We start from the raw sequence: 22054 nt of genomic DNA, 5'->3' as shown, positions 1-22054 counted from the left end.
TCCGGGCAATTCATCTTTTCGCGTGTTTTTCGCCGCGCGCCGCCCGTTGAACCGTACCAGACGCGTGTCCGTTGCCTCGGCTCCGCGCCCTGCACCGACACCCCATTGATGACGATGACCAACACCCCAGACCAGACCCCAGCCGCAGAGCAGACGTTCGAGAGCTTCGGGCTGGACGCACGCGTCCTGCGTGCCTTGTCCGACCAGGGCTACACCAAGCCCACGCCGATCCAGGCGCAGGCCATTCCGGTGGTGCTGCTGGGCAAGGACGTCATGGGCGCCGCACAGACCGGCACCGGCAAGACCGCCGGCTTTGCCCTGCCGATCATCCAGCGCCTGCTGCCGCTGGCGAACGCCAGCGCATCGCCGGCACGCCACCCGGTGCGCGCGCTGATGCTGACACCCACGCGCGAACTGGCCGACCAGGTCTACGACAACGTGGCGCGCTACGCGCAACACACGGACCTGCGCAGCACGGTGGTGTTCGGCGGCGTGGACATGAATCCGCAGACCGACGCGCTGCGCCGTGGCGTGGAAATCCTGGTGGCGACGCCGGGCCGCCTGCTTGACCACGTGCAGCAGAAATCGGTGAACCTGTCGCAGGTGCAGATGCTGGTGCTGGACGAAGCCGACCGCATGCTCGACATGGGCTTCCTGCCGGACCTGCAGCGCATCATCAACCTGCTGCCGGCGCAACGCCAGACGCTGCTGTTCTCGGCAACGTTCTCGCCCGAGATCAAGAGACTGGCGTCGAGCTACCTGAAGCAGCCGGTGACGATCGAAGTGGCGCGCAGCAACTCGACCAACGAGAACGTGCGCCAGGTGGTGTATTCCGTGCCGGACGGCCACAAGCAGGCCGCCGTGGTGCACCTGCTCAAGCAACGTGCCGCCGAGCAGCAGTCGAAGCAGTGCATCGTGTTCGTGAACAGCAAGATCGGCTGCTCGCGGCTGGCGCGCCATCTGGAGCGCGAAGGCATCAACGCCGCCGCCATCCATGGCGACAAGACGCAGACCGAGCGCATGCAGACGCTCGACGGCTTCAAGAGCGGCACGATCGACGCGCTGGTGGCAACCGACGTGGCTGCGCGTGGCCTCGATATCCCGGCCATGCCGTGCGTGATCAACTTCGACCTGCCGTTCAGCGCCGAGGATTACGTTCACCGCATCGGCCGTACGGGCCGCGCCGGAGCCAGTGGCGACGCGCTGTCGATCCACGTGCCGGGCAACGATGACCGCCTGCTGGCCGATATCGAGAAGCTGATCAAGCGCAGCGTGCCGCGCGGCACGCTGGAGGGCTTTGATCCGACCGGCGAGCGTGCACGCCAGGAAGAATCCGACCGCCGCCGCCAGCGCTCCGACGTGCGGCGTGCGCGCGACAACGGTAGCGCCGCTGGCGCCAGTGGCACCACCAATGGCAGCAGCGAGGGCGAAGAAGCGGCGCCGCGCCGCCGCCGTACCGAGCCCAATGGCCGGCCGGCGTTCCGTCCGTCCGATGATCCGTTCTTCTCGCGTCCGTACGAGCCGTCGGGCAACTACACGCCGGCGCCGAAGACCGAGGATCAACTGGCTGCGGCACTGACGCGCGGCCGTCAGGCGCCCAAGCGCCCGGTGGCGGCACTGCTGGGCGGTGCGCCCCGCAAGTCGTAAGGATCGCAGCGCTCGCACACACGCAAGCGCCTGAAAACGAAGCGGCCCGCGTTGAGCGGGCCGTTTTCATTCCGGGGGCTGTCCACCGCCTTGCTGCTTTACCGTTCTACCGCCTCAGCCACTGTCCCGCCCACTGCTCGGTGGCGGCTGCAAGCCAGGCCGCGACCGAGGCTTCTCCGTTCACGATCCCCAGGTGCGCGCCGGCTTGCCGCAGTGCGTCCAGCGGCGCTGCCGTGTCCAGCGCCTGCGCGCCGCTCTGCTTGCTCAGTTTTTCTCCAATCGCGTTGACCACCACTGGCACGTGCAGGTACGACGGCGTGGGCAGGCCCAGCACATGTTGCAGATGGATCTGGCGTGGCGTGGAATCGAGCAGGTCGGCGCCTCGCACGATATGGGTGATGCCCTGTTCGGCGTCATCGACCACCACGGCCAGCTGATAGGCCCAGAGCCCGTCGGCACGGCGCAGTACGAAATCCCCGAGTTCCGTTTCCAGGTTCTGGCACTGGCGTCCCTGCCAGCGATCGTCAAAGCAGATCGTGGCCGCAGGGCCGTCCGGCACGCGCACGCGCCAGGCGCGCGGCAGCTTGCCATGCAGGCCATTGCGGCAGGTGCCCGGATAGCCAAGCGTCTGGTGCCGCTCGCGCACGTGAACAAGCGAATCGGCGATTTCCTTGCGCGAGCAGCCGCACGGATACAGGTAGCCGGCAGCGTCCAGGCGCCGCAACGCATCGGCATAGCGCGCTTCGCGGCGGCTCTGCCAGACCGGCGGCTCGTCGGGATGCATGCCGAGCGCTTCAAGCGTGCGCAGGATGCCCGTGTCGGCGTCCTTCACGCAGCGCGGATAGTCGATGTCCTCGATCCGCACGAGCCAGTCGCCGCCGTGGGCGCGTGCGTCGAGCCAGCTGGCTAGCGCGGTCACCAGCGAACCAAGGTGCAGCGGGCCCGTGGGGGAGGGGGCGAAGCGCCCCCGGTAGCGTTGCGGCATGGTGCGGCGGACTTACTCGAACGACTCCGGTTGCTGCGGTGCCTGCAGCATCAACGCCTGCGCCAGGCGCGGGTCGTCGAGCTTGCTGGACCACCATTGCAGCGCCTTGCCGCGCGTGTTGGTGCGCCACGCCACCTTGAAATTGCCCGGCGCGCGCACTTCCACGGTTTCGCGCACCTGCAGCACGCCGCTTTCGATATGGGGCTGCGCCATCGGGGCCGGCAGCCAGCCGCAGCCCAGGCCGCGGATCTGGGCTTCGAGCTTGTCGCGCATGGTGGGCACCACCAGCACGTCCTGGCCGGCCAGCACGCCATGGGTACGCGCAGGCAGGTTGCGCGACGTATCGCCCACGGCCACGATGCGGTGCTTGGCAATCTGGATCGTCGTCAGCGGGCCTTCCTCGGTAGCCAGCGGATGGTGCGCGGCCACGGCGAAGACAAACGGAATCGTGCCCAGCGGCCGCACCTGGAAGCCCTGGGTGCTCGGAATCTCGTACGCGCCGCCAATGATCAGGTCGGCACGGTTGCTGACCAGCGCATCCCAGGTGCCGCCCAGCACTTCCTTGGCAAAGCGCAGCCGGGTGGCCGTATTCTCGGCGTAGAAGTCCTGGATGACCGGCAGCAGGGCCCGGAAATTGACCAGATCGTCCACGGCGATGTTCAGGCTGGCTTCCCAGCCCGTGGCCAGGCGCTTGACGCGCCGCGCCAGGTCGTCGGCCGCGTGCAGCAGGTGGCGGCCTTCGTCCAGCAGGGCCCGCCCCGCCGGGGTCAACTCGGCCCGGTGGCGCCGGCGGTCGAACAGCAGCACGTCGAGGTCTTCCTCGAGCTTGCGGACGACGTAGGTCAGGGCGGAGGGCACCTTGCCCATTTCATGGGCGGCGGCGGCAAAACTGCCCTTGCGCTCGATGGCGTCAAGGACTTCGAGGGATTCAAGTGACAGGGGCATATTCAGAATTTCTGAACAAGTGCTTCTAACGCGGTGCCCACCAATATACTCCCGCTCCCCTAAACTGCCTAGCATCGAAACGCCGCAGAGCCCGCAGCCAAGAGCTGGAGGGTTCGATTCCAGGCCACAAGGAGGGCCATCAAAATGATTGAAATCCGTAAGTCTGAAGATCGCGGTTATGCGGACCATGGTTGGCTCAAGTCGTATCACACGTTCTCGTTTGCCGACTATTACGATCCGCGTCATATCCAGTTCGGACCGCTGCGTGTGATCAATGAGGATCGTGTGGCCCCGGGCATGGGCTTTGGCACCCACGGCCACCGCGACATGGAAATCATCAGCTATGTGCTGGAAGGTGAACTTGCGCACAAGGACAGCATGGGCAACGGCAGCGTGATCCGCCCCGGCGACGTGCAGCGCATGAGCGCGGGCACCGGCGTGCGTCACTCCGAGTACAACCATGCGGCTGATGCGACGACGCATTTCCTGCAGATCTGGATCATGCCGAACCAGCAGGGCATCGAACCCGGTTACGAGGAAAAGCGCTTCGACGCCACTGACAAGCGCGGCCGCCTGCGTCTGGTAGGCAGCCCGGACGGCGCCGAGGGCTCGGTCGTGATCCATCAGGACGTGCGCCTGTTTGCCGGCCTGTTCGACGGTGACGAGGCCGCCACGCTGGCGCTGCAGCCGGGACGCCAGGCTTATGTGCATGTGGCGCGTGGCCGGGTGACGGTCAACGGCCAGCCGCTGGAAACCGGCGACGCCGCCAAGCTCGCCGGCGAGGATGCCGTGAGCCTGGAAAAAGGTGCCGACGCCGAAGTACTGGTGTTCGACCTGCCGGCCTGAGCCCGCAAGGCCCCAGCAAACGCCCGCCGCCCCTGGCGGGCGTTTGCGTTGGCGTGCCGTGATCCGCATTCGTTTACCCGTAACCAGTGCTTACAGGTACTAGGAACGCTTGCCGCTATGCTATCGTCTGGCCTATCCGCCATGCGACCGCCGCGGCACACGCCGCGCGCCGATTAATCGTCACGCGATGACCTTCGTATCCATTCTCCTGGCGCTGATTGCCGAACAATTCCGGGCGCTCGGCCGGAACAACCCCATCTACGACATCGTGCGTGTGCTGGGTGACCGTGCCGAGCATGCCTTCGACACCGGACGCCCGCGCGACGCCGCGCTGGCCTGGCTCACCGTGGTGCTGCCACTGACGCTGGCCGTGGTGTTCGTCCACTATCTGCTGGCGTCGATCAGCGTGGCCCTGACGCTGGTCTGGAACGTCCTGCTGCTCTACCTGACGCTGGGCTTCCGGCAGTTCAGCCACTATTTCACCGACATCCACGAGGCGCTGAACCGGGACGATCTCCATACGGCCCGCACGCTGCTGCATGAATGGACCGGGCTCGACACCGTGGAGATGCCCGTCAGCGAGATCGTCCGGCACACGCTGGAAGCGGCCATCGTGGCCGTGCATCGCCATGTGTTCGGGGTGTTTTTCTGGTTCCTGGTGCCGATCGGCCCCGGCGGCGTGGTGCTGTATCGCACGGCCGAATTCCTGAATCGCCAGTGGAACACGCCGTCGAACGAGCGCAGCCCGGCGCTGGGCCGTTTTGCGGCCCGTGCGTTCTACGTGCTGGACTGGGTGCCGTCGCGCCTGACGGCGATCGGGTTTGCCATCGTTGGCAATTTCGAGGATGCGGTCTACGCCTGGCGCAACCATGCGCGCAAATGGAACGACGCGGTCAACGGCATCCTGCTGGCCAGCGGCGGCGGGGCGCTCGGTGTGCGGCTGGGCCAACCACTGGCCGAAGAGGATTCCAGCGTCATGCTGCGTGCCAGCCTGGCCGGCGTGGACTATGCGCCGGGCATGAGCGAAGCCGAGCCGGTGCCGCCCGAATATGGCGCGGACCCGGGCATTCGCACGCTGCAATCGGCGGTGGGCCTGGTCTGGCGCGCCGTGATCCTGTGGATGCTGCTGCTGGCGATGATCTCGCTGGCACTCTGGGTGGGCTGACACCCGGCCGGGAACATCAGGGAAACGCCAAGGCGCCACGGTTGTGGCGCCTTTTTCATGCCGGTCGCGTTCCGGACTCAGTCATGGTGCGCGCCGCAGTGCCAGCACGCGGCGAACTGGGCTTCGTGCCATTCGCCGCAGCGGTGGCATTGCCAGCGCGGCCCCGGCGCCGGATTGGCTGCCGCGTTGAGCACGGCCCAGGCATCGGCTTCGGCTGTATCGTCGAGAATCCAGACCTGCGGGGCGCTTTCGTTGAGCGGGATATCGCCTGCCGCGCCGGCAAGCCAGGTATTGCGGACTTCGGCGCGGATGCCGGCCGCATGCAGTACGTTCTGGCAATGCGCGGCATGGACCAGCGAAGGCGTCCTCAGCAGCAGTTTCATGATGAAGCCGTGGCAGGCAGGGTGCTTTTACCTTACCACGGCCATTGCCAAACGCCAGCCGGGGCTTACCACGGCTTCTGCTGACGCGATTCGTGCAGCAACTGTGTATAGAGCTGGTGCCGGCGCGGCGAGATCGTACCGTTGTCGATGGCGCCCAGCACGCCACAACCGGGCTCGTTGATGTGGTGGCAGTTGTAGAAACGGCATGCCGTTAGCTGCGGCCGGAATTCCGGGAAGGCGCGCTCCAGCATGCCTTCGCTCAGGTGGTGCAGGCCGAATTCCTGGAAGCCTGGCGAATCGATCAGGTAGCCGGGCTGTCCATCGACCACGGCCCACTCCGCCGGCAGGTGATACAGCCGGGTGAACGTGGTGGTGTGCTTGCCGGAGTCGAGCTTCGACGAAATCTCGCGTGTCTGGGCTTCCACGCCCGGAATCAGCAGGTTCAGCAGCGACGACTTGCCCATGCCCGACTGCCCGATCAGGATGCTCGACACCCCGGCCGTGCGGGGCTGCAACGCCGCCAGCGCCTCTGCGGGGCGGCCGTGGACGGACAGTTCCAGTGTGTCGTAGCCCAGGTCCTGATACAGCTTCAGGCGGCGGCGAGCGTCGTCGAGCCGCCCGGTCAGGTCGGTCTTGTTCAGGATCACCAGCGGGCGGATTTCCAGCGCCTCGGCCGACACCAGCGCGCGGCCCAGCAGGTCCTCCGAGAAGCTCGGCTCGGTGGCGAGCACGATAATGACCTGGTCGATATTGGCCGCCAGCAGCTTCGACTTGAACTGGTCGGACCGGTACAGAAGGTTCTTGCGGGGATCGATGCCGGTGATCACGCCCTGGTCGACCGCGGCCAGTTCGATGCGCACGTGGTCGCCCACCGCCGCGTCGCTTTTCTTGCCGCGCGGGAACGCATGCAGATGGGACCCATCGGTGCGCTCCACCACGTAGTGGCGCCCGTGCGCGGCGACGATCAGCGCGGATTCCGTATCGGCTCCGTTACCCTTGCCGGTGCCCTTGCCGGCGTTGTGATGGCGTGCGCTGCGGGTCATGCGTGCGACAGAAGACGGTCGATCCGCTGGGCTGCGGGCGGATGCGAGTAGTAGAAGGCGCTATAGATCGGATCCGGCGTCAGCGTCGACGCGTTGTCCTTGTACAGCTTCACCAGCGCGGAAACCAGATGGCCCGCATTGGTCTGGTGCGCGGCGAACTCGTCGGCTTCGAACTCGTGCTTGCGCGACGACTGGCTGGCGAGCGGCCCCAGGATGAACGTGAACACCGGCAGCGCCAGGAAGAACAGCACCAGCGCCAGCGCATTGTTGCTGGCGCCGAAGTTCGGCAGCACGCCCAGCCCCGTGAAGAACCATTCGCGCGTTGCCAGCCAGCCCAGCACGGCCAGGAACACCAGCGACAGCGCAAACGTGACCGCGATCATCTTGGCAACATGGCGGCGCTTGAAGTGGCCCAGTTCGTGGGCCAGCACCGCTTCGACCTCCTCGCCGTCCAGGCGCTCCAGCAGCGTGTCGAAGAACACGATGCGCTTGGCCGCGCCGAAACCGGTGAAATAGGCATTGCCATGCGCGCTGCGCCGGCTGCCGTCCATCACGAACAGGCCCTTGCTGGCGAATCCGCACTTGCGCAGCAGCGCCTCGATGCGCTCGCGCAGGCCCTCGTCGGCCAGCGGCTCGAACTTGTTGAACAGCGGGGCGATGTACGTCGGCACGATCACCTGCAGCAGCAGGCTGAAGCCCACCCATAGCAACCAGGTGTAGAGCCACCAGTAGGTGCCGGCGCGATCCATCAGCCACAGCACGGCCAGCAGCAGCGGCAGGCCCAGCACGCAGGCCACCGCAGCCATCTTGGCGAGGTCGGCCAGCCACAGGCCGAACGTCATCTTGTTGAAGCCGAAGCGCTGCTCGATCACGAACTGGCCGTACAGCGAGAAGGGCAGGTCGAACAACCCGCCGATCACGGCCACGCTGGCGATCAGCGCCACGCCGTAGAAGTAGGGGCTGTCGGGGAAGACATGAAGCCAGAGCTGGTTCAGCGCGTGCAGGCCGCCCAGCATCGTGAAGCCGATCAGCACGGCGGCGCCGGTCAGCACTTCGAGCATCGACAGCCGCGTGCGGGCAATCGTGTAGTCCGCCGCCTTCTGGTGGGCGGACAGGGCGATGGTGTCGGCAAACCGCTCGGGCACGGCGCCGCGATGGCGCGCCACATGGCGGATCTGGCGCGAGGCGAGCCAGAGTTTGGTCAGCACCATGACGACCAGGGCGGCAAGAAAGATCAGGGTGAACATCGGCGAGCCTTGTAGAGGATGGCGCGGCGCAGCAACGGGAAAGCCGGAGTGCGCGGCATGCCATCCGGGGCAGATATGCGAGAATTATAAATTGTTCGCCCCCGGCCACCCGCCGATCCGGGGTAATTCCCTCCGAATTCCATATCGAGCCGTACCGCCAGATGACAAGTCCCGCCGCATCCTCCGTCAAAAGTGAAAACAACCTTGTCTGGCTGGACATGGAAATGACCGGCCTGCAGCCGGATACCGACCGCATTATCGAGGTGGCGGTGGTGGTTACCGATTCCGAGCTGAACATCCTGGCCGAAGGCCCGGTGCTGGTGATCCACCAGTCCGATGCGGTACTCGACGGCATGGACAACTGGAACAAGGGCACGCACGGGCGTTCGGGCCTGATCGACAAGGTCAAGGCGTCGACGCTGACCGAAGCCCAGGCCGAGGCCGAACTGCTGGCGTTCCTGAAGCGCTGGGTGCCGGCCAGCAAGTCGCCGATGTGCGGCAATTCGATCTGCCAGGACCGCCGCTTCATGGCGCGCTACATGCCCAAGCTCGAAGCGTTCTTCCACTACCGCAACCTTGACGTCTCGACGCTCAAGGAACTGTGCAAGCGCTGGGAACCGGCCATCCACAAGGGTTTCCAGAAGCGCCAGCTGCACACGGCGCTGGCCGACATCCTGGAGTCGGTGGAAGAACTGCGCTACTACCGCCAGCACTTCATCAAGACGCCGGCCGAGGCGGCCGCCACGATGCCGGCGCCGGCAGCACCCGCCGCCCCGGCCGCTCCCTCGGCATAAAGCCCCCCTCCAGAACAAGAACCCGGCGGGCGGGCTCCACGACGGACCGGCCACGCCGCCCAAGTCTGTCCAGCCGCCTCCCGCCATGTTTACGCGCATTGTCTCCATCATCACGCCGGTCATCCTGATCATCCTGATCGGGTGGATCTACGGGCGGCGTGCCCATCCGGACATGGCGGGCATCAACAAGGCGATGCTGGAAGTGATCGCCCCGCTACTTGTGGTGTCGGCCTTCATCAGCAAGGATTTCGTGCTGGCCGACCATCTGGTGCTGCTGGCCTGCGCCGTGGCCGTGGTGATCGGCTCGGGCATCCTGGCCTGGGTGGTGGCGCGCACGAGCGGCGCCAATCCCCGCACGTTCGTGCCCCCGATGATGTTCAACAACTGCGGCAACATGGGGCTGCCGCTGTCGGTCTTTGCCTTCGGGCAGGTGGGCCTGGCGCCGGCGGTGGCGCTGTTCGCAGCATCGAACCTGATGCATTTCACGATCGGCATGAAGATCGTGAACCGGCAGGCGTCGGTCATGCAGATCGCGCGCAATCCGATGGTGCTGGCCACCGTGGCCGGCGTGGCGCTATCGCTCGCCAAGCCGGTGTTTGCGCTGCCCGAGCCGGTCTACGAGTCGATCAAGCTGCTGGGCGACTCCACGGTGCCGCTGATGCTGTTCGCGCTGGGCGTGCGCATGGAGGACGTGAGCCTGCGCAACTGGGGCATGGGCGTGCTGGGCGCCATCGTCTGCCCGCTGGCAGGTATCGCCGTGGCGCTGCTGCTGGCATGGTGGGTGCCGATGACCGACCTGCAGCGGGGACTGCTGTTCGTCTTTGCGTCGCTGCCCCCGGCCGTGCTGAATTTCCTGGTGGCCGACCATTTCAGGCAGGAACCCGACCAGGTGGCGTCGATCGTGCTGCTCGGCAATATCGCCGCCGTGGTGTTCGTGCCGATCGGGCTGTACCTGGGGCTGAAATAACACACCGGGGTTGCTCCCCTCGCCCATTCAATGGAAAAGGGAAGCCGGCTGGAGCAGCTTATACCGTCGGCGCGGGCTTCTGGCGCAGCGCGCTCTTCGGCCGGAATGCCTTCACGATGGCTTCGTTGGTTTCCACATACGGGCCGCCGATCAGGTCGATGCAGTAGGGCATCGCCGCGAACACGCCTTGCACGATCACGCGGCCTTCCACGTCGCGCAGGCCTTCCAGCGTCTCGCGGATGGCCTTGGGCTGGCCGGGCAGGTTGACGATCAGCGCGGCGCGGCTCGGCGTCTCGCGGATCACCGCCACCTGGCGCGACAGGATAGCCGTCGGCACGAAGTGCAGGCTCACTTGCCGCATCTGTTCACCAAATCCCGGCATTTCCTTGGTTCCCACGGCCAGGGTGGCTTCGGGCGTGACGTCGCGCCGGGCCGGGCCCGTGCCGCCCGTGGTCAGCACCAGGTCGCAGCCGGCCACGTCGACGAGTTCGATCAGCGTGCGCGAAATCAGCGGCGCCTCGTCGGGAATCAGCCGCTCGACGGCCTGCCACGGCGAGGTCAGCGTCTTGCCGAACCAGTCGCGCAGGGCCGGGATGCCTTCGTCCTGATAGGTGCCGGACGATGCACGGTCGGAAATGGACACAAAGCCGACCACCAGCTCGTCGGCATGGGTGCGGGGGACGGGGGCGGTCAGCGGCGGGTTCATGCTTCGGGTTCCTGTGGTGTGTCGGATGCGTCACTGGAGTCGCCGTCATCGCCACCGTCGAGCGCGGCCTTGATGGCCTGGAACAGCTCGCGGTAGTACTTGGGCGGCTTGCCCAGTTCCTTTTCCTTGCGGGCGTTGCGGATGATGTTGCGCACCGATTGCACGTCCACGCTCGGGTGCTCGCCCATGAACTTGGTCAGCATGGCATCGTCGGCCAGCAGCAGGTCGCGCCAGCGCTCGATCAGGTGCAGCTTGGCCGTTTCCGCCTTGCTGGTGCCCTTGAAGCCTTCCAGCGCGGCACGGATGGCGGCCACTTCGTCGTCGTCGAGGCTGCGCATGACCTTGCCGACAAACTGCATCTGGCGGCGCTTGCCTTCGTGGCTGGTGATCTTGCGGGCAGCATGGACGGCGTCCGCCAGCGACTCGGGCATTGGTACGCGCGCCAGGCGGTCTTTGGCCAGCGCCTCGAGTTCGGCGCCTAGATCCTGCAGCTCGGTCATGTCGCGCTTGCGCTGCGACTTGCTCTTGGGCAGGTCGTCGTCCGCTTCCGGGGCAAAGGCGCCCGGGAATCGGCCGTTGGAGTTGTTACGGGTATTTCGCGTCATGGGCGGCATTTTATCTTGCTATGATTCCCGTTTGGACTTTTGATCACGCCCGCCCATATGAGCCAGACTGCCGAAAAGACCGCGCATTTCACCTATACCCAGGATCAGCTCAAGGCCATGGCTGCCGATGTGCTGCGCGTGGCACGCGAACTTGGCGCGACGGACGCTGCCACCGAGATCTCCGAGGGCGGCGGCCTGTCGGTGACGGTGCGCAAGGGGCAGGTGGAAACCATCGAGCAGAACCGCGACAAGGTGGTGGGCGTGACGGTCATGATCGGCCAGCGCCGCGGCAATGCCAGCACGTCGGATTTCTCGCCGGCCGCGCTGCGCGCCACGGCCGAGGCGGCGTACAACATCGCCCGTTTCACGGCCGAGGATGAGTGCGCCGGGCTGGCAGAGGAAGGCCTGCTAGAGCGCAACCCGCGGGACCTGGACCTGTTCCACCCGTGGAACATCGACGCCGAGGGCGCCATCGACATCGCGCGCCGTGCCGAGGCAGCGTCGTTCGCGGTGTCGCCGAAGATCAAGAACAGCGACGGCGCCAGCGTATCGGCCCAGCATTCGCAGTTCGTGCTGGCCACGTCGCGCGGTTTCGTGGGCGGCTACCCGTACTCGCGCCACTTCATTTCGGCGGCGCCGATCGCCGGTTCCGGCGGCGGCATGCAGCGCGACGACTGGTATTCGTCGAAGCGCTCGCCGCTGGCGCTGGCCGAGCCCGAGGCCATCGGCCGCTATGCCGCCGAGCGCGCGCTGGCCCGCCTGAATGCCCGCAAGCTGTCCACGCGCAAGTGCCCGGTGCTGTTCGAGGCACCGCTGGCGGCGGGTCTGCTGGGGGCCTTCGTGCAGGCGGTGTCGGGTGGCGCGCTGTACCGCAAGTCGACGTTCCTGTACGACTCGCTGGGCAAGGCCGTGTTTTCGCCGGATATCCAGATCAATGAGCAGCCGCATGTGCCGGGCGCCATGGGCAGCGCTCCGTTCGACGAGGAAGGCGTGCGCACGCATGCCCGCGAGGTGGTGCGCGACGGCGTGGTGCAAGGCTACTTCCTGTCGACCTATTCGGCGCGCAAGCTCGGCATGAAGACCACCGGCAACGCCGGCGGCTCGCACAACCTGACGCTGACCAGCTCGCGGACGCAGCCGGGCGACGATTTCGCCGGCATGCTGAAGAAGATGGGCACCGGCCTGCTGGTGACCGAACTGATGGGGCAGGGCGTGAACTACGTAACGGGCGACTATTCGCGCGGCGCGTCGGGCTACTGGGTCGAGAACGGCGTGATCCAGTATCCGGTGGAGGAAATCACGATTGCCGGCAACATGGTGGAAATGTTCAAGCAGATCGTCGGTATCGGTTCGGATGCGCTGGTGCGCGGCACCAAGGAAACCGGCTCGATCCTGGTCGAGCAGATGACGATTGCCGGGAACTGAGATCGCGGCAGCCGGTGAATCGGCCGGCAAAAAAGAAGACGGCGCCCGAGGGCGCCGTTTTTCATGGCCGATTGCCGGTTTCTGCGCGACCGGCTTATTCCTCGCCCGAAGGCGGACGCTCGTAGGTCACGAACGCGTAGTCGAAACCATTTGGCTCCGAATGATGGGTTTCGCGCGAGACTTCCAGCCATTTCGAACGGTCGACGGCGGGGAAGTGGGCATCGCCCTCCACGTCGGCATCGATCTCGGTGACGATCAGGCGATCCGCGCTGGGTAGCGCTTCGGCGTAGAGCTGGGCACCGCCGATCAGGAACACCTGCTCCACGCCCACGCACAGCCGCTGGGCGTCTTCCAGCGACGCCACCACCTCGGCGCCTTCCAGCTGCAGGTCACGGTTGCGGCTCACCACGATATTGCGGCGGCCCGGCAGCGGCCGGCCGATCGAATCCCAGGTCTTGCGGCCCATGATGATCGGCGCGCCCAGCGTGGTGCGCTTGAAGTGCTGCAGGTCTTCGGGCAGGCGCCACGGCAGCGTGTTGTCGCGGCCGATCACGCCATTGCGCGCGCGCGCGACGATCAGGGTCAGCAGCGTCATACGGCCACCGGTGCCTTGATGGCCGGATGCGATTCGTAGCCCACCAGCTCGAAGTCGTCGTACTGGTAGTCGAAGATGCTGTCGGGCTTGCGCTTGATTTTCAGCGTCGGCAGCTTCATCGGCTCGCGCGACAGCTGCGTCTGCACCTGTTCGAAGTGGTTGCTGTAGATGTGGCAGTCGCCGCCGGTCCAGACGAAGTCGCCCACGCCCAGGCCGCATTGCTGCGCGATCATGTGCGTCAGCAGCGCGTAGCTGGCGATATTGAACGGCACGCCCAGGAAGATGTCGGCACTGCGCTGGTACAACTGGCAGCTCAGCTTGCCGTCGGCCACGTAGAACTGGAAGAACGCGTGGCAGGGCGGCAGCTTCATCTGCGGAATCTCGCCCACGTTCCAGGCCGACACGATCAGGCGGCGCGAATCGGGGTTGCTGCGGATCTGCTGCACCACCTCGCTGATCTGGTCGATATGGCGGCCGTCCGGCGTCGGCCACGCGCGCCACTGGTAGCCGTAGACCGGGCCCAGCTCGCCGTTGGCGTCAGCCCATTCGTCCCAGATCGTGACGCCGTTGTCCTTCAGGTACTTGATATTGGTCGAACCCTGCAGGAACCACAGCAGTTCGTGGATGATCGACTTCAAGTGCAGCTTCTTGGTGGTGACGACCGGAAAGCCTTCGTTCAGGTCGAAGCGCATCTGGTAGCCGAACACCGAGCGCGTGCCGGTGCCCGTGCGGTCGGACTTTTCGGTGCCTTGTTCGAAAACATGGCGCATGAAGTCGAGGTACTGTTTCATCGGCGCGGGGTAGAAAAGTGATGTCGGCTCGCAGGCCGTAAAGCGGGGATTTTAGCCTGAAAGCAAAAAGCCGCCCGAAGGCGGCCTTTCGCATTTCCGGTATTTCCGGTCAGTCGGGTCAGTGGCTTTCCACCGGCTTCTGGTTGCCGTCGCGACGCTTCTGCGTCAGGAAGCCGGCCCCCAGCACGCCGCCGATGATCACCAGGTACAGGCCCCACTTGATCACGGGCTGTGCCTCGAAGAATGCCTTGGTGATCGGCTCGCCCAGGATCATCTTCACGGCGGTGAAGGCCAGCACGCCGGCGCCGATGTAGATGATGGACGGGTAGCGCGACATCAGCTTGAGCACCAGGCTCGAGCCCCAGACCACGATCGGGATACTGATCAGCAGGCCCAGCACCACCAGCAGGAAGCTGCCGTGGGCGGCACCGGCCACGGCCAGCACGTTGTCCACGCCCATCACCGCGTCGGCGATGATGATGGTCTTCATGGCGCCCACCAGCGTGGCCGCGCCAGCGCCGTGCTCGTCGCCGTTATCGTCGGCGGCCAGCAGCTTGTAGGCAATCCAGACCAGCGCCAGGCCGCCAACCAGCAGCAGGCCGGGGATCTTGAGCAGCCAGACCACGCCAATCGTCATGGCCGAACGGACCACCACGGCACCGATGGTGCCCCAGACAATGGCTTTCTTCTGCAGGTGCGGCGGCAGGTTGCGCGCCGCGAGGGCGATCACGATGGCGTTGTCGCCAGCCAGGACCAGGTCAATGACGACGATCGACAGCAGCGCTGTCAGAAACTGCATCGTGAACAGATCGGTAAACCACTCCATGTACGCTCCTCAGGTACGAAAAAGCTGCGGGCCATCGAGCCAGCAAGGGTTTTTTGTTGCACCTGGGATTTACAGCGAGCGCCGGAAGTGATCGGGGTCGCCTTTGCAAACCATAAAAACCAGGTGTGCAAAGGTCTTGCTCGACGGACTGGCGCGGAATGCGCGCCAGGGTCAGCACAACCGGAGACGAGCGATGCGTCTCGGAATGACGATTGTGCTAAGGGCATCGGGTGCCCCCAAGCTACTCCCCTTTTACTTCCCTCTTTGGAAGGGATCGTGCCCGCCAGAAGCTCCGGCGATCACGTTGGAGGCGATTATAAGGGAACTACGAAAAAAATGTTGCACTGCCGGGTTGGGGTTTGTATGTATCAAGTTTCAGACATGAATGCCGTGCGGATCAGTTTGTAAAGTGATGCAACGTGTCACGCACGCATAAGCATATGCACCTATCCTATTTGGATCGGTTCGGCAGGTGTGCACCAGACCTGACAGGTGCGCACCCCTGACCAGCCGCAGGCCCAGACGCCATCGCGGACGCTTGAGAGGGATTCACCGTAGTGCCCATCGACAACAAGGAAACGTCATGCCGGCCCCCACTACGCTTCAGACGCCCGACACCCATTCGACCCGCAACAACTCCCGCAACAACTCCCATCACCAGAACGGCCACGCCACGCCCGGGATTGCTCCCGAGCCGCGCATCGTCGTCGGCAACGGCCATGCCTGGTCCGGGGTGGCACCGCAGCCCGAATTCGTACAGCAGTACCGCGAAGACAACGGCGCGCTGCGCGCCGAGATCGAGCAAGGGCTGCGCCTCAGGCAGCCGCGCATCAGTCCGAAGTTCTTCTACGACGTACTGGGCTCGCGGCTGTTCGAAGCCATCACCGACCTGCCCGAGTACTATCCCACGCGCACCGAGGCGTCGATCTTTGCGTCGGCAGCGCCCGCCATCGCCGCACGGGCGGGCAGCGGCTGCGTGCTGATCGACCTGGGCGCCGGCAACTGCCAGAAGGCCGCGCGCCTGTTCCCCAGCCTGCAGCCTGCGCAGTACGTGGCGCTCGATATCTCGGTGGAATTCCTGCGTGGCACGCTGGCCGCGCTGCAGCAGCAGAATCCCCAGATCCCGATGCTCGGGCTTGGCGCCGATCTGTGCGGGCCGCTGGACCTGCCCACGAGCGTCAGGCGCGGCCGCCGGCTGTTCTTCTATCCTGGCTCCAGCATTGGCAACTTTGCGCCGATCGACGCCCTGGCGCTGCTGCAGCGACTGCGTGCCGCGGCTGGCCCCGGCGATGGCGTACTGATCGGCGTGGACCTGTACAAGGACCCCGACACGCTGGTGGCGGCCTATGACGATGCCCTGGGCGTGACGGCCGCGTTCAACCGCAATGTGCTGCGCAACGTGAACCGCATCGTCGGCAGCGATTTCGCGCTGGCGGACTGGCGCCACGCGGCCACGTTCGATACGCAGGCATCGCGCATCCAGATGCACCTGCAGGCCGAGCGCGACGTGACCGTGCGCTGGCCCGGTGGCGAGCGGCAATTCGCGGCCGGGGATCGCATCCATACCGAGGACTCGCACAAGTATCGGCCGGACGACTTCGCGATCCTGCTCGAAGCGGCCGGCTTTACCGATCCGGTCAGCTGGACCGATCCACGCGGCTGGTTCGCGGTGTTCCACGCACGCGGCTGACGGCCCGGGACGATCTGGGGAGGCAGGCCGGCGGTAAGCCGCGCCGCCAGCAGGGTGAAATGGCGCTGGCCGGAACGTGCGGGCGCGCGGTGTCATAATGCGCGCAGCCGGCCCTGGCCGGCACCGACTTCCACCCACTGTCACGGATACCTCGATGAGCGGCTTCTCCATGCTTCCCGATCTCCACTTCACCGGCGGCACGGCGGCCTGGCCCGACGCGCGCCGGTTGCCGCGCGAGGGGTTGGCACAGGCGCTGGTGGAGTCGCGCAACCGCACGCTGGCGTGGCTGGGTGCCTTTGGCGTGACCCGCAAGGGCTGGACCGTGGTGCGCCAGTACGATGCGAATCCGCCGCTGTGGACGCTTGGCAGTATCGCGTGGCACGCCGAATGGTGGTGCCTGCGTGGCGTGCGGCATCTGGAGCAGGGCGGCATCCGGCTGCCGGTGGCCAGCGAGCCGTCGCTGCTCGATGGCGCCGACGAGTGGTTCGATCCCGAGCGGATTGGTCCCGATGAACGCTGGGAGATCGCGCTGCCCGACGTGGCGGTGGTGAAGCAATACGCCGCGAAGGTGCTGGACGGCCTGCTGCGGCGTATCGCGCTGCTGGCCGACGATGGCGACGCCACGCTCTATCCGTTCCGCCGCGCGCTGTACTACGAGGACGTGCAGGGCGAAACGGTGGCCACGCTGCTGCAGGCGCTGGAAGTGGCGCCCGTCGAGCCGGCATCGATCGCGCCCGCAATGGCCGTGCAGTCGTCAGGCACGCTGCATTTTCCCGGTGGCAATTTCACGCAGGGCTGGCAGGACGCCGACGGCTTTGCCTGGCCCGATGAATTGCCCGCGCAGAAGATCTACGTACCAGCGTTCGAGATGGATGCCGCGTTGGTCACCAATGCCCAGTTCCTGGAATTCGTGGAAGACCACGGCTACGAGCATCCGTCGTACTGGTCGGCCGCCGGCCGGCAATGGCTGATGACGCAGGAGCGTTCGGCCCCGCGCTACTGGGCGCGCCATGCGGTCAGTCGTAGTTGGGTGGTATCGCGCTTCGGCACGGAGCGCACGCTAAATCCCGACGAACCGGTGCGTCACGTCACGTTGTTCGAGGCGCAGGCGTGGTGTGTCTGGGCCGGGCGCCGCCTGCCGCAGGAAGTGGAATGGGAACTGGCGGCTGCGCAGAATCGCGGACTGCAGTGGGGCACCTTGCGCGAGTGGACCGCCACGCCGTACGAGCCATACCTGGGGTTCGCCGCCGAGCCCACCGACGGCGAGATCATCGGCCGCTTCGGCACGCACCAGGCGGTGCGCGGCGTATCGTTCGCCAGCCCGGCCCGACTGCGCCACGTGCGCGCTCGCACCGCGCTGCTGCCGGAGGACGATGTGTCGTTCGTGGGGTTCAGGACGTGTGTGGTCTAGGTCGGGATCAGCTGGAAAGCAACGCGGAAGGGTGTTCGCGTACACCGAATTTCTGAAAATTCTAAGCAGCGGTACCGAAGTGCAATCCCCGTCGCGCCGATGATCGCCAGGCGGCGTGTTCGGCGCTATCCGTGAGGCGCTTCCCGCTACGACAAACAAAAAGGCACCCGAAGGTGCCTTTTTTGCATCCTGCCGCCGGGTCGCCGGCGGCAGGGGTCAGCAATCAGCGATCAACGCTCGTAGCGCGAGCGGCTGTTGCCGTTGCGTTGGCCGCCGAAGCCGCCGCGATCGCCGCGGTCGCCGAACTTGCGGTCGCCAAAGCTGCGGTCGCCGAAGCTGCGCTCGCCGCCGAAGCCACGGTTGCCGTCGCGTTGCTGGCCGTCACGGTTGCCGTACGAACGCTGCTCGCCGCCGAAATTGCGGTCGCCGAAGCTGCGCTGCTGGCCTTGACCCTGACCCTGGCCTTGACCCTGGCCGCGGTAGCCGCCATTGCCACGGTCGCCGAAGCCGCCATTGCCGCGATCGCCGAAACCACCACGGTTTTCGTCGCCGAAGCTGCGGGCGCCACGGTCGCCAAAACCACGGTTGCCGTCGTTGCTGTTGCTGTTGCCGTTGCTGAAGCGGCGCTCGCCGAAGTTGCGGTCGCCAAAGCTGCGCTCGCCGCCTTCACGGTTGCCGCCGTTGTTGCCACGGTAGCCGCCGCCGTTGCCGGCGCCATTGCCACCACGGTAGCCGCCGCCATTGCCACGGAAGCCATCACGGCCCCCCGGCTTGCCGCCGAAGTTCGAACGCGGCTTCGGCGAGCGGCGCGGCTCCAGGCCTTCGATCACCGATGCGTCGATGCGGTTGTTCGTGAAGCGCTCGATACGGCGCCACTGGAACATGTCGCCATGGTTCACCAGGTTGATGGCGATACCCGAGCGGCCGGCACGGCCGGTACGGCCGATACGGTGCACGTAGTCTTCCGCCTGCTTGGGCAGGTCGAAGTTCACCACGTGGGTGATATCGGGCACGTCGATGCCGCGTGCGGCCACGTCGGTAGCCACCAGCACGCGCAGGTTGCCGCGGCGCAGGGCCGTCAGCGTGCGGTTGCGCGCGCCCTGGGTCATGTCGCCGTGCAGGGCGCCAGCGGCAAAGCCGGTATCCGACAGGCGCTCGGCCAGCGAATCGGCGTCACGCTTGGTGGCCGTGAACACGATGGCTTGCTTCAGCGACGAATCGCGCAGCAGGTGATCGAGCAGGCGCTCCTTGTGCGACATGTCGTCGGTGAAGTGCAGGCGCTGTTCGATGTTGCTGTGGTCAGCGCGCGCTGCGGCGATCTCGATGCGCTGCGGGTCGCGCAGCTGGCGCGAAGCCAGCTGGCCGATGCGGGCGTCCAGCGTGGCCGAGAACATCAGCGTCTGGCGCGAAGCCGGCGTGGCGGCCACGATGGCGTCGATGTCGTCGGCAAAGCCCATGTCGAGCATGCGGTCGGCTTCGTCGAATACCAGCATGTCCAGGGCGGACAGGTCGATACGGCCGGCCTCGATGTGGTCCAGCAGACGGCCCGGCGTTGCCACCAGGATGTCCGGCATGCGCGACAGCATGGCCAGCTGCTTCGGATAGGGCATGCCGCCCAGGATGCTGGCGCACACGATGCGGCGCAGATGGCGGCCGTACTTGGCGGCAGCCTCGGTCACCTGCAGGGCCAGTTCACGCGTCGGCGTCAGCACCAGCAGCGAAGGCTGGGCGGCGGCCGGGCGGGGGCGCTTGCCCTTCATGCGCTTGGCCGGTTCGGTCGGACGATTCGGCGCCGGCTTTTCGCTGATGCGCTGGATCGCCGGCAGCATGAACGCGGCGGTCTTGCCCGAACCGGTCTGGCTCGAGACCAGCAGGTCGCGGCCAGCCAGGAAGGCGGGAATGGCCTGGGCCTGAACCGGGGTGGGGTTGTTGTAGTTGGCTTCGGCCAGGGCGCGCAGGATGGCGGGGTCCAGGCCAAGTTTTGCGAAACCGCTTTCCGGGGCTTCCGTCGCTTGCTCGGCCGGGGCTGCATCGGCGTTGAGCAGGGCGTCGAGCTTGTCGAGCGGGCTCACGGCAGCGGCGGGCGTGGCAGTAGCGTCGGCGGCGGAAGCAATAGCTTGCTCCGCACGGAAATCTTCGTGCTGGGTCATGTCGTACGTATTAAAAATGCATGGCACCCCAGGGCAGTGTGCGCAAAGGGGTGGGCGCAAGTGCAAAGTCTTAAAAAAGGCTTCGGCGCCAATCGGTAGGCCGTTCGACAGACTCAGCTGGCAAGACGGCGGCAGGCAGGGGCGGCTGGCGGTTCAAACAAACCGGCCGATTATCCCTGGCAGGCAAACAGCAATTCGGGCTGTTATCAGGATCGGAGACGAGGCAGCGTCAGGTGAGCGGTGCGTTCTGGCCAGGCACCTGTCTGATACTTCGTGTGATGACAGAGGCAGGGAGCAGATCTTGGGAGGTAGCGGATACGCCACGGCAGGTTGCCTCGGGGCGCGGTGCGGTACTCACAGTGCGAAACTCACGGCGCGGAGTATAGCAGAACGCTGAAGGTTTTGTTGCACCGCGCAAGTGGGAATTATCCGATAGATGGTAAGCAAACGTAAGTGAAAGCGGCCGGGGCATCGCTTGCAAGTAGGGGCGCGGTGCCTATACTCCAGAACGCGGGCATCGATGCCCGTACGGGGCGGACGACAACAAGTCCCGCTGATTTTGCCTTTGGCAAGGTTCGCTTGCCGCTCGCCTCCGGCCTTGCGGTCATTGATGCCACTGCCAGGTTTCCTCCGACTGTCCGGGTGGTCCGGATGGGCGTCCGCTTCATGGGCGGAATCCATGGGAAACATGCTTGGCACAGGAATGACCGGAAGCAGCCGGTGACGCAGACCCAGGAAGTCCGGGCCCGTCCGCAACCAAAGCCCGCCAATTGCTTGGCGGGCTTTTTCTTGTTATGCGACCAGTGGCGCCGCGCCTACTTGCGCACGGGCTTGGTCTCCCGTTCCTGCCCTGCAACCTGTGATGTGCCGGGGAATCCCTCCGGATACTGGACCAGTCGCGTAAGCGTGGGGCGTCGGTGCGCCTGCCAGCGGTAGCTGCCTGCCAGCCGCGCGCCGCCGATGATGGCGGTCATGGCCTCGCGGTCGAGGCCCACGTTTTCCGACAAATCCTTGATGACGATGACTGCCATGGCGATCTCCAGCATGCGGGCCTTGCCGCGGCCGGCCGGAATGGCGCCGGTCGGGCGGCGCCAGGGCAGGCGCGGGCCCGATTCAGTATAGGCGAGCAGTCCTGCCGCATGCGCCGTGCACGCGACAGGACCGCTCCCGGCCGCGCGGCGTTCAAGCCACGTTCGCCCAGTTGCCGCCCTTTTGCACCGGATTGACGTTGAGCGCGAGGTGGCCCAGGTCGACGCCGACGATCTTGTTGTCGTTGAAGGCGGCAACGTTCACCTGCTGGAACTGCTGCACGCTCTGGTTGATGTTGATGTTGACCAGCGGGCCGGCGGCGGCAATCTTGCCGAACCAGTCCGTGCCGCCGCGGATGGCGCACAGCGATTGGTGGTCGAGTTCCTTGCTGACGGCAAGGTCGCGGACGATGATCGATGACATGGTGGACTCCTTGATGCAATTCAGCGGGTTCGGTGCGCGGCGGGCGGCTGGCTCGATGCCGGCGCCCGCCGTTGGCGACGGACTCAGGCGTTGTTCTGCGCGTACTGGTTCGTCGTCACGTTGTTCGACATGTGGTCCTGGAAGGCCGAACCGTTGCCGAAGTAGTTGGCGACCTGTTGCATCTGCTGGTTCTGCTGGTCGATCTTGACGTGCGAGTCGAACGACAGCTTCACCGGGGCGTAGACGCTGGTCCACGGTGCAATCAGGCCCAGGCCGCCGCGTACCGACTTCATGCGCGTGGCTTCGAGGGTGGTGGTGCTGGACAGGTCGAGGATGGTCAGGGTGCTCATGGCAGTCTCCTAATGGGCGAGTGTGCGGGTG

At 65.9% G+C, this 22054-nt stretch carries 22 protein-coding genes; 8 read left to right on the top strand and 14 right to left on the bottom strand.

Annotated features, from left to right (window positions below; translation table 11 throughout):
• Positions 1-108: 108 nt before the first annotated feature.
• Positions 109-1647 (top strand): DEAD/DEAH box helicase, encoded by a 1539-nt coding sequence (locus ACOABP_RS04225; RefSeq protein ID WP_474227094.1) that lies wholly within the window; start codon positions 109-111, stop codon positions 1645-1647.
• 106 nt (positions 1648-1753) lie between these two features.
• On the opposite strand, the gene gluQRS is transcribed toward ACOABP_RS04225, so the two are convergent.
• Positions 1754-2632 (bottom strand): tRNA glutamyl-Q(34) synthetase GluQRS, encoded by an 879-nt coding sequence (gluQRS, locus tag ACOABP_RS04220; RefSeq protein WP_474227093.1) that lies wholly within the window; start codon positions 2630-2632, stop codon positions 1754-1756.
• Positions 2633-2644: 12 nt separating this feature from the next.
• A complete protein-coding gene (locus ACOABP_RS04215; RefSeq protein WP_474227092.1) occupies positions 2645-3577 on the bottom strand; it encodes a LysR family transcriptional regulator in 933 nt (310 codons plus the stop codon).
• Between the two features lie 144 nt (positions 3578-3721).
• On the opposite strand from ACOABP_RS04215, the gene ACOABP_RS04210 reads away from it, so the two are divergent.
• On the top strand, positions 3722-4423 hold the full coding sequence (locus ACOABP_RS04210; RefSeq protein WP_474227091.1) for a pirin family protein: 702 nt from the start codon (positions 3722-3724) through the stop codon (positions 4421-4423).
• A gap of 187 nt (positions 4424-4610) precedes the next feature.
• A complete protein-coding gene (locus ACOABP_RS04205; protein WP_474227090.1) occupies positions 4611-5588 on the top strand; it encodes a CobD/CbiB family protein in 978 nt (325 codons plus the stop codon).
• A gap of 77 nt (positions 5589-5665) precedes the next feature.
• Here the strand turns inward: ACOABP_RS04205 and ACOABP_RS04200 are convergent, their stop codons facing one another.
• The 3 genes from ACOABP_RS04200 to ACOABP_RS04190 all read right to left on the bottom strand — a co-directional run bounded on the left by ACOABP_RS04200 (position 5666) and on the right by ACOABP_RS04190 (position 8261).
• Positions 5666-5971 carry a putative signal transducing protein gene (locus ACOABP_RS04200; protein WP_066731509.1) on the bottom strand — a complete coding sequence of 102 codons (306 nt, stop codon included), beginning with the start codon at positions 5969-5971 and terminating at the stop codon, positions 5666-5668.
• A 65-nt stretch (positions 5972-6036) separates the two neighbouring features.
• Complete coding sequence (gene rsgA / locus ACOABP_RS04195) at positions 6037-7014, bottom strand: ribosome small subunit-dependent GTPase A (RefSeq protein ID WP_474227089.1); 978 nt, start codon at positions 7012-7014, stop codon at positions 6037-6039.
• Complete coding sequence (locus ACOABP_RS04190) at positions 7011-8261, bottom strand: M48 family metallopeptidase (RefSeq protein ID WP_474227088.1); 1251 nt, start codon at positions 8259-8261, stop codon at positions 7011-7013. Before ACOABP_RS04190 ends, rsgA begins: the two co-directional genes overlap by 4 nt.
• A 161-nt stretch (positions 8262-8422) precedes the next feature.
• Here ACOABP_RS04190 and orn point away from each other — a divergent pair, with 161 nt between their 5' ends.
• Positions 8423-9055: an oligoribonuclease gene (orn, locus tag ACOABP_RS04185; RefSeq protein ID WP_066731506.1), complete on the top strand. Its 633-nt coding sequence runs from the start codon at positions 8423-8425 to the stop codon at positions 9053-9055.
• 85 nt (positions 9056-9140) lie between these two features.
• Positions 9141-10022 (top strand): AEC family transporter, encoded by an 882-nt coding sequence (locus tag ACOABP_RS04180; RefSeq protein ID WP_474227087.1) that lies wholly within the window; start codon positions 9141-9143, stop codon positions 10020-10022.
• Between the two features lie 58 nt (positions 10023-10080).
• On the opposite strand, the gene mog is transcribed toward ACOABP_RS04180, so the two are convergent.
• Both mog and yjgA read right to left on the bottom strand, forming a co-directional pair.
• On the bottom strand, positions 10081-10728 hold the full coding sequence (mog, locus tag ACOABP_RS04175; protein WP_066731502.1) for a molybdopterin adenylyltransferase: 648 nt from the start codon (positions 10726-10728) through the stop codon (positions 10081-10083).
• A complete protein-coding gene (gene yjgA / locus ACOABP_RS04170; RefSeq protein WP_474227086.1) occupies positions 10725-11333 on the bottom strand; it encodes a ribosome biogenesis factor YjgA in 609 nt (202 codons plus the stop codon). The genes mog and yjgA overlap by 4 nt, the downstream gene beginning before the upstream one ends.
• A gap of 57 nt (positions 11334-11390) precedes the next feature.
• Between yjgA and pmbA the strand changes: the two genes are divergently transcribed.
• Positions 11391-12758 carry a metalloprotease PmbA gene (gene pmbA / locus ACOABP_RS04165; protein WP_474227085.1) on the top strand — a complete coding sequence of 456 codons (1368 nt, stop codon included), beginning with the start codon at positions 11391-11393 and terminating at the stop codon, positions 12756-12758.
• A 94-nt stretch (positions 12759-12852) separates the two neighbouring features.
• Here the strand turns inward: pmbA and ACOABP_RS04160 are convergent, their stop codons facing one another.
• The 3 genes from ACOABP_RS04160 to ACOABP_RS04150 form a co-directional block, all read right to left on the bottom strand.
• Positions 12853-13353: a dihydrofolate reductase gene (locus ACOABP_RS04160; protein ID WP_066731496.1), complete on the bottom strand. Its 501-nt coding sequence runs from the start codon at positions 13351-13353 to the stop codon at positions 12853-12855.
• Complete coding sequence (locus ACOABP_RS04155; RefSeq protein WP_474227084.1) at positions 13350-14144, bottom strand: thymidylate synthase; 795 nt, start codon at positions 14142-14144, stop codon at positions 13350-13352. The genes ACOABP_RS04160 and ACOABP_RS04155 overlap by 4 nt, the downstream gene beginning before the upstream one ends.
• 118 nt (positions 14145-14262) lie before the next feature.
• Positions 14263-14970, bottom strand: coding sequence for a TerC family protein (locus tag ACOABP_RS04150; RefSeq protein ID WP_474227083.1), 708 nt, complete (start codon positions 14968-14970; stop codon positions 14263-14265).
• Between the two features lie 583 nt (positions 14971-15553).
• Here ACOABP_RS04150 and egtD point away from each other — a divergent pair.
• On the top strand, positions 15554-16660 hold the full coding sequence (egtD, locus tag ACOABP_RS04145) for an L-histidine N(alpha)-methyltransferase (protein ID WP_474227082.1): 1107 nt from the start codon (positions 15554-15556) through the stop codon (positions 16658-16660).
• A 154-nt stretch (positions 16661-16814) separates the two neighbouring features.
• Positions 16815-18071, top strand: coding sequence for an SUMF1/EgtB/PvdO family nonheme iron enzyme (locus ACOABP_RS04140; RefSeq protein ID WP_474227081.1), 1257 nt, complete (start codon positions 16815-16817; stop codon positions 18069-18071).
• A 230-nt stretch (positions 18072-18301) separates the two neighbouring features.
• Here ACOABP_RS04140 and ACOABP_RS04135 read toward each other — a convergent pair whose 3' ends face one another.
• The 4 genes from ACOABP_RS04135 to ACOABP_RS04120 form a co-directional block, all read right to left on the bottom strand.
• Positions 18302-20221 carry a DEAD/DEAH box helicase gene (locus tag ACOABP_RS04135; RefSeq protein ID WP_474227080.1) on the bottom strand — a complete coding sequence of 640 codons (1920 nt, stop codon included), beginning with the start codon at positions 20219-20221 and terminating at the stop codon, positions 18302-18304.
• A gap of 815 nt (positions 20222-21036) precedes the next feature.
• On the bottom strand, positions 21037-21252 hold the full coding sequence (locus ACOABP_RS04130; protein WP_474227079.1) for a hypothetical protein: 216 nt from the start codon (positions 21250-21252) through the stop codon (positions 21037-21039).
• 151 nt (positions 21253-21403) lie between these two features.
• On the bottom strand, positions 21404-21673 hold the full coding sequence (locus tag ACOABP_RS04125; protein WP_474227078.1) for a hypothetical protein: 270 nt from the start codon (positions 21671-21673) through the stop codon (positions 21404-21406).
• Between the two features lie 83 nt (positions 21674-21756).
• On the bottom strand, positions 21757-22023 hold the full coding sequence (locus ACOABP_RS04120; protein ID WP_474227077.1) for a hypothetical protein: 267 nt from the start codon (positions 22021-22023) through the stop codon (positions 21757-21759).
• Positions 22024-22054 lie beyond the last annotated feature (31 nt).

Source organism: Cupriavidus sp. HE11, from assembly GCF_056097175.1.
Note: the sequence above shows the minus strand (reverse complement) of the source record. Positions and strands in the feature narration are given on the sequence as shown.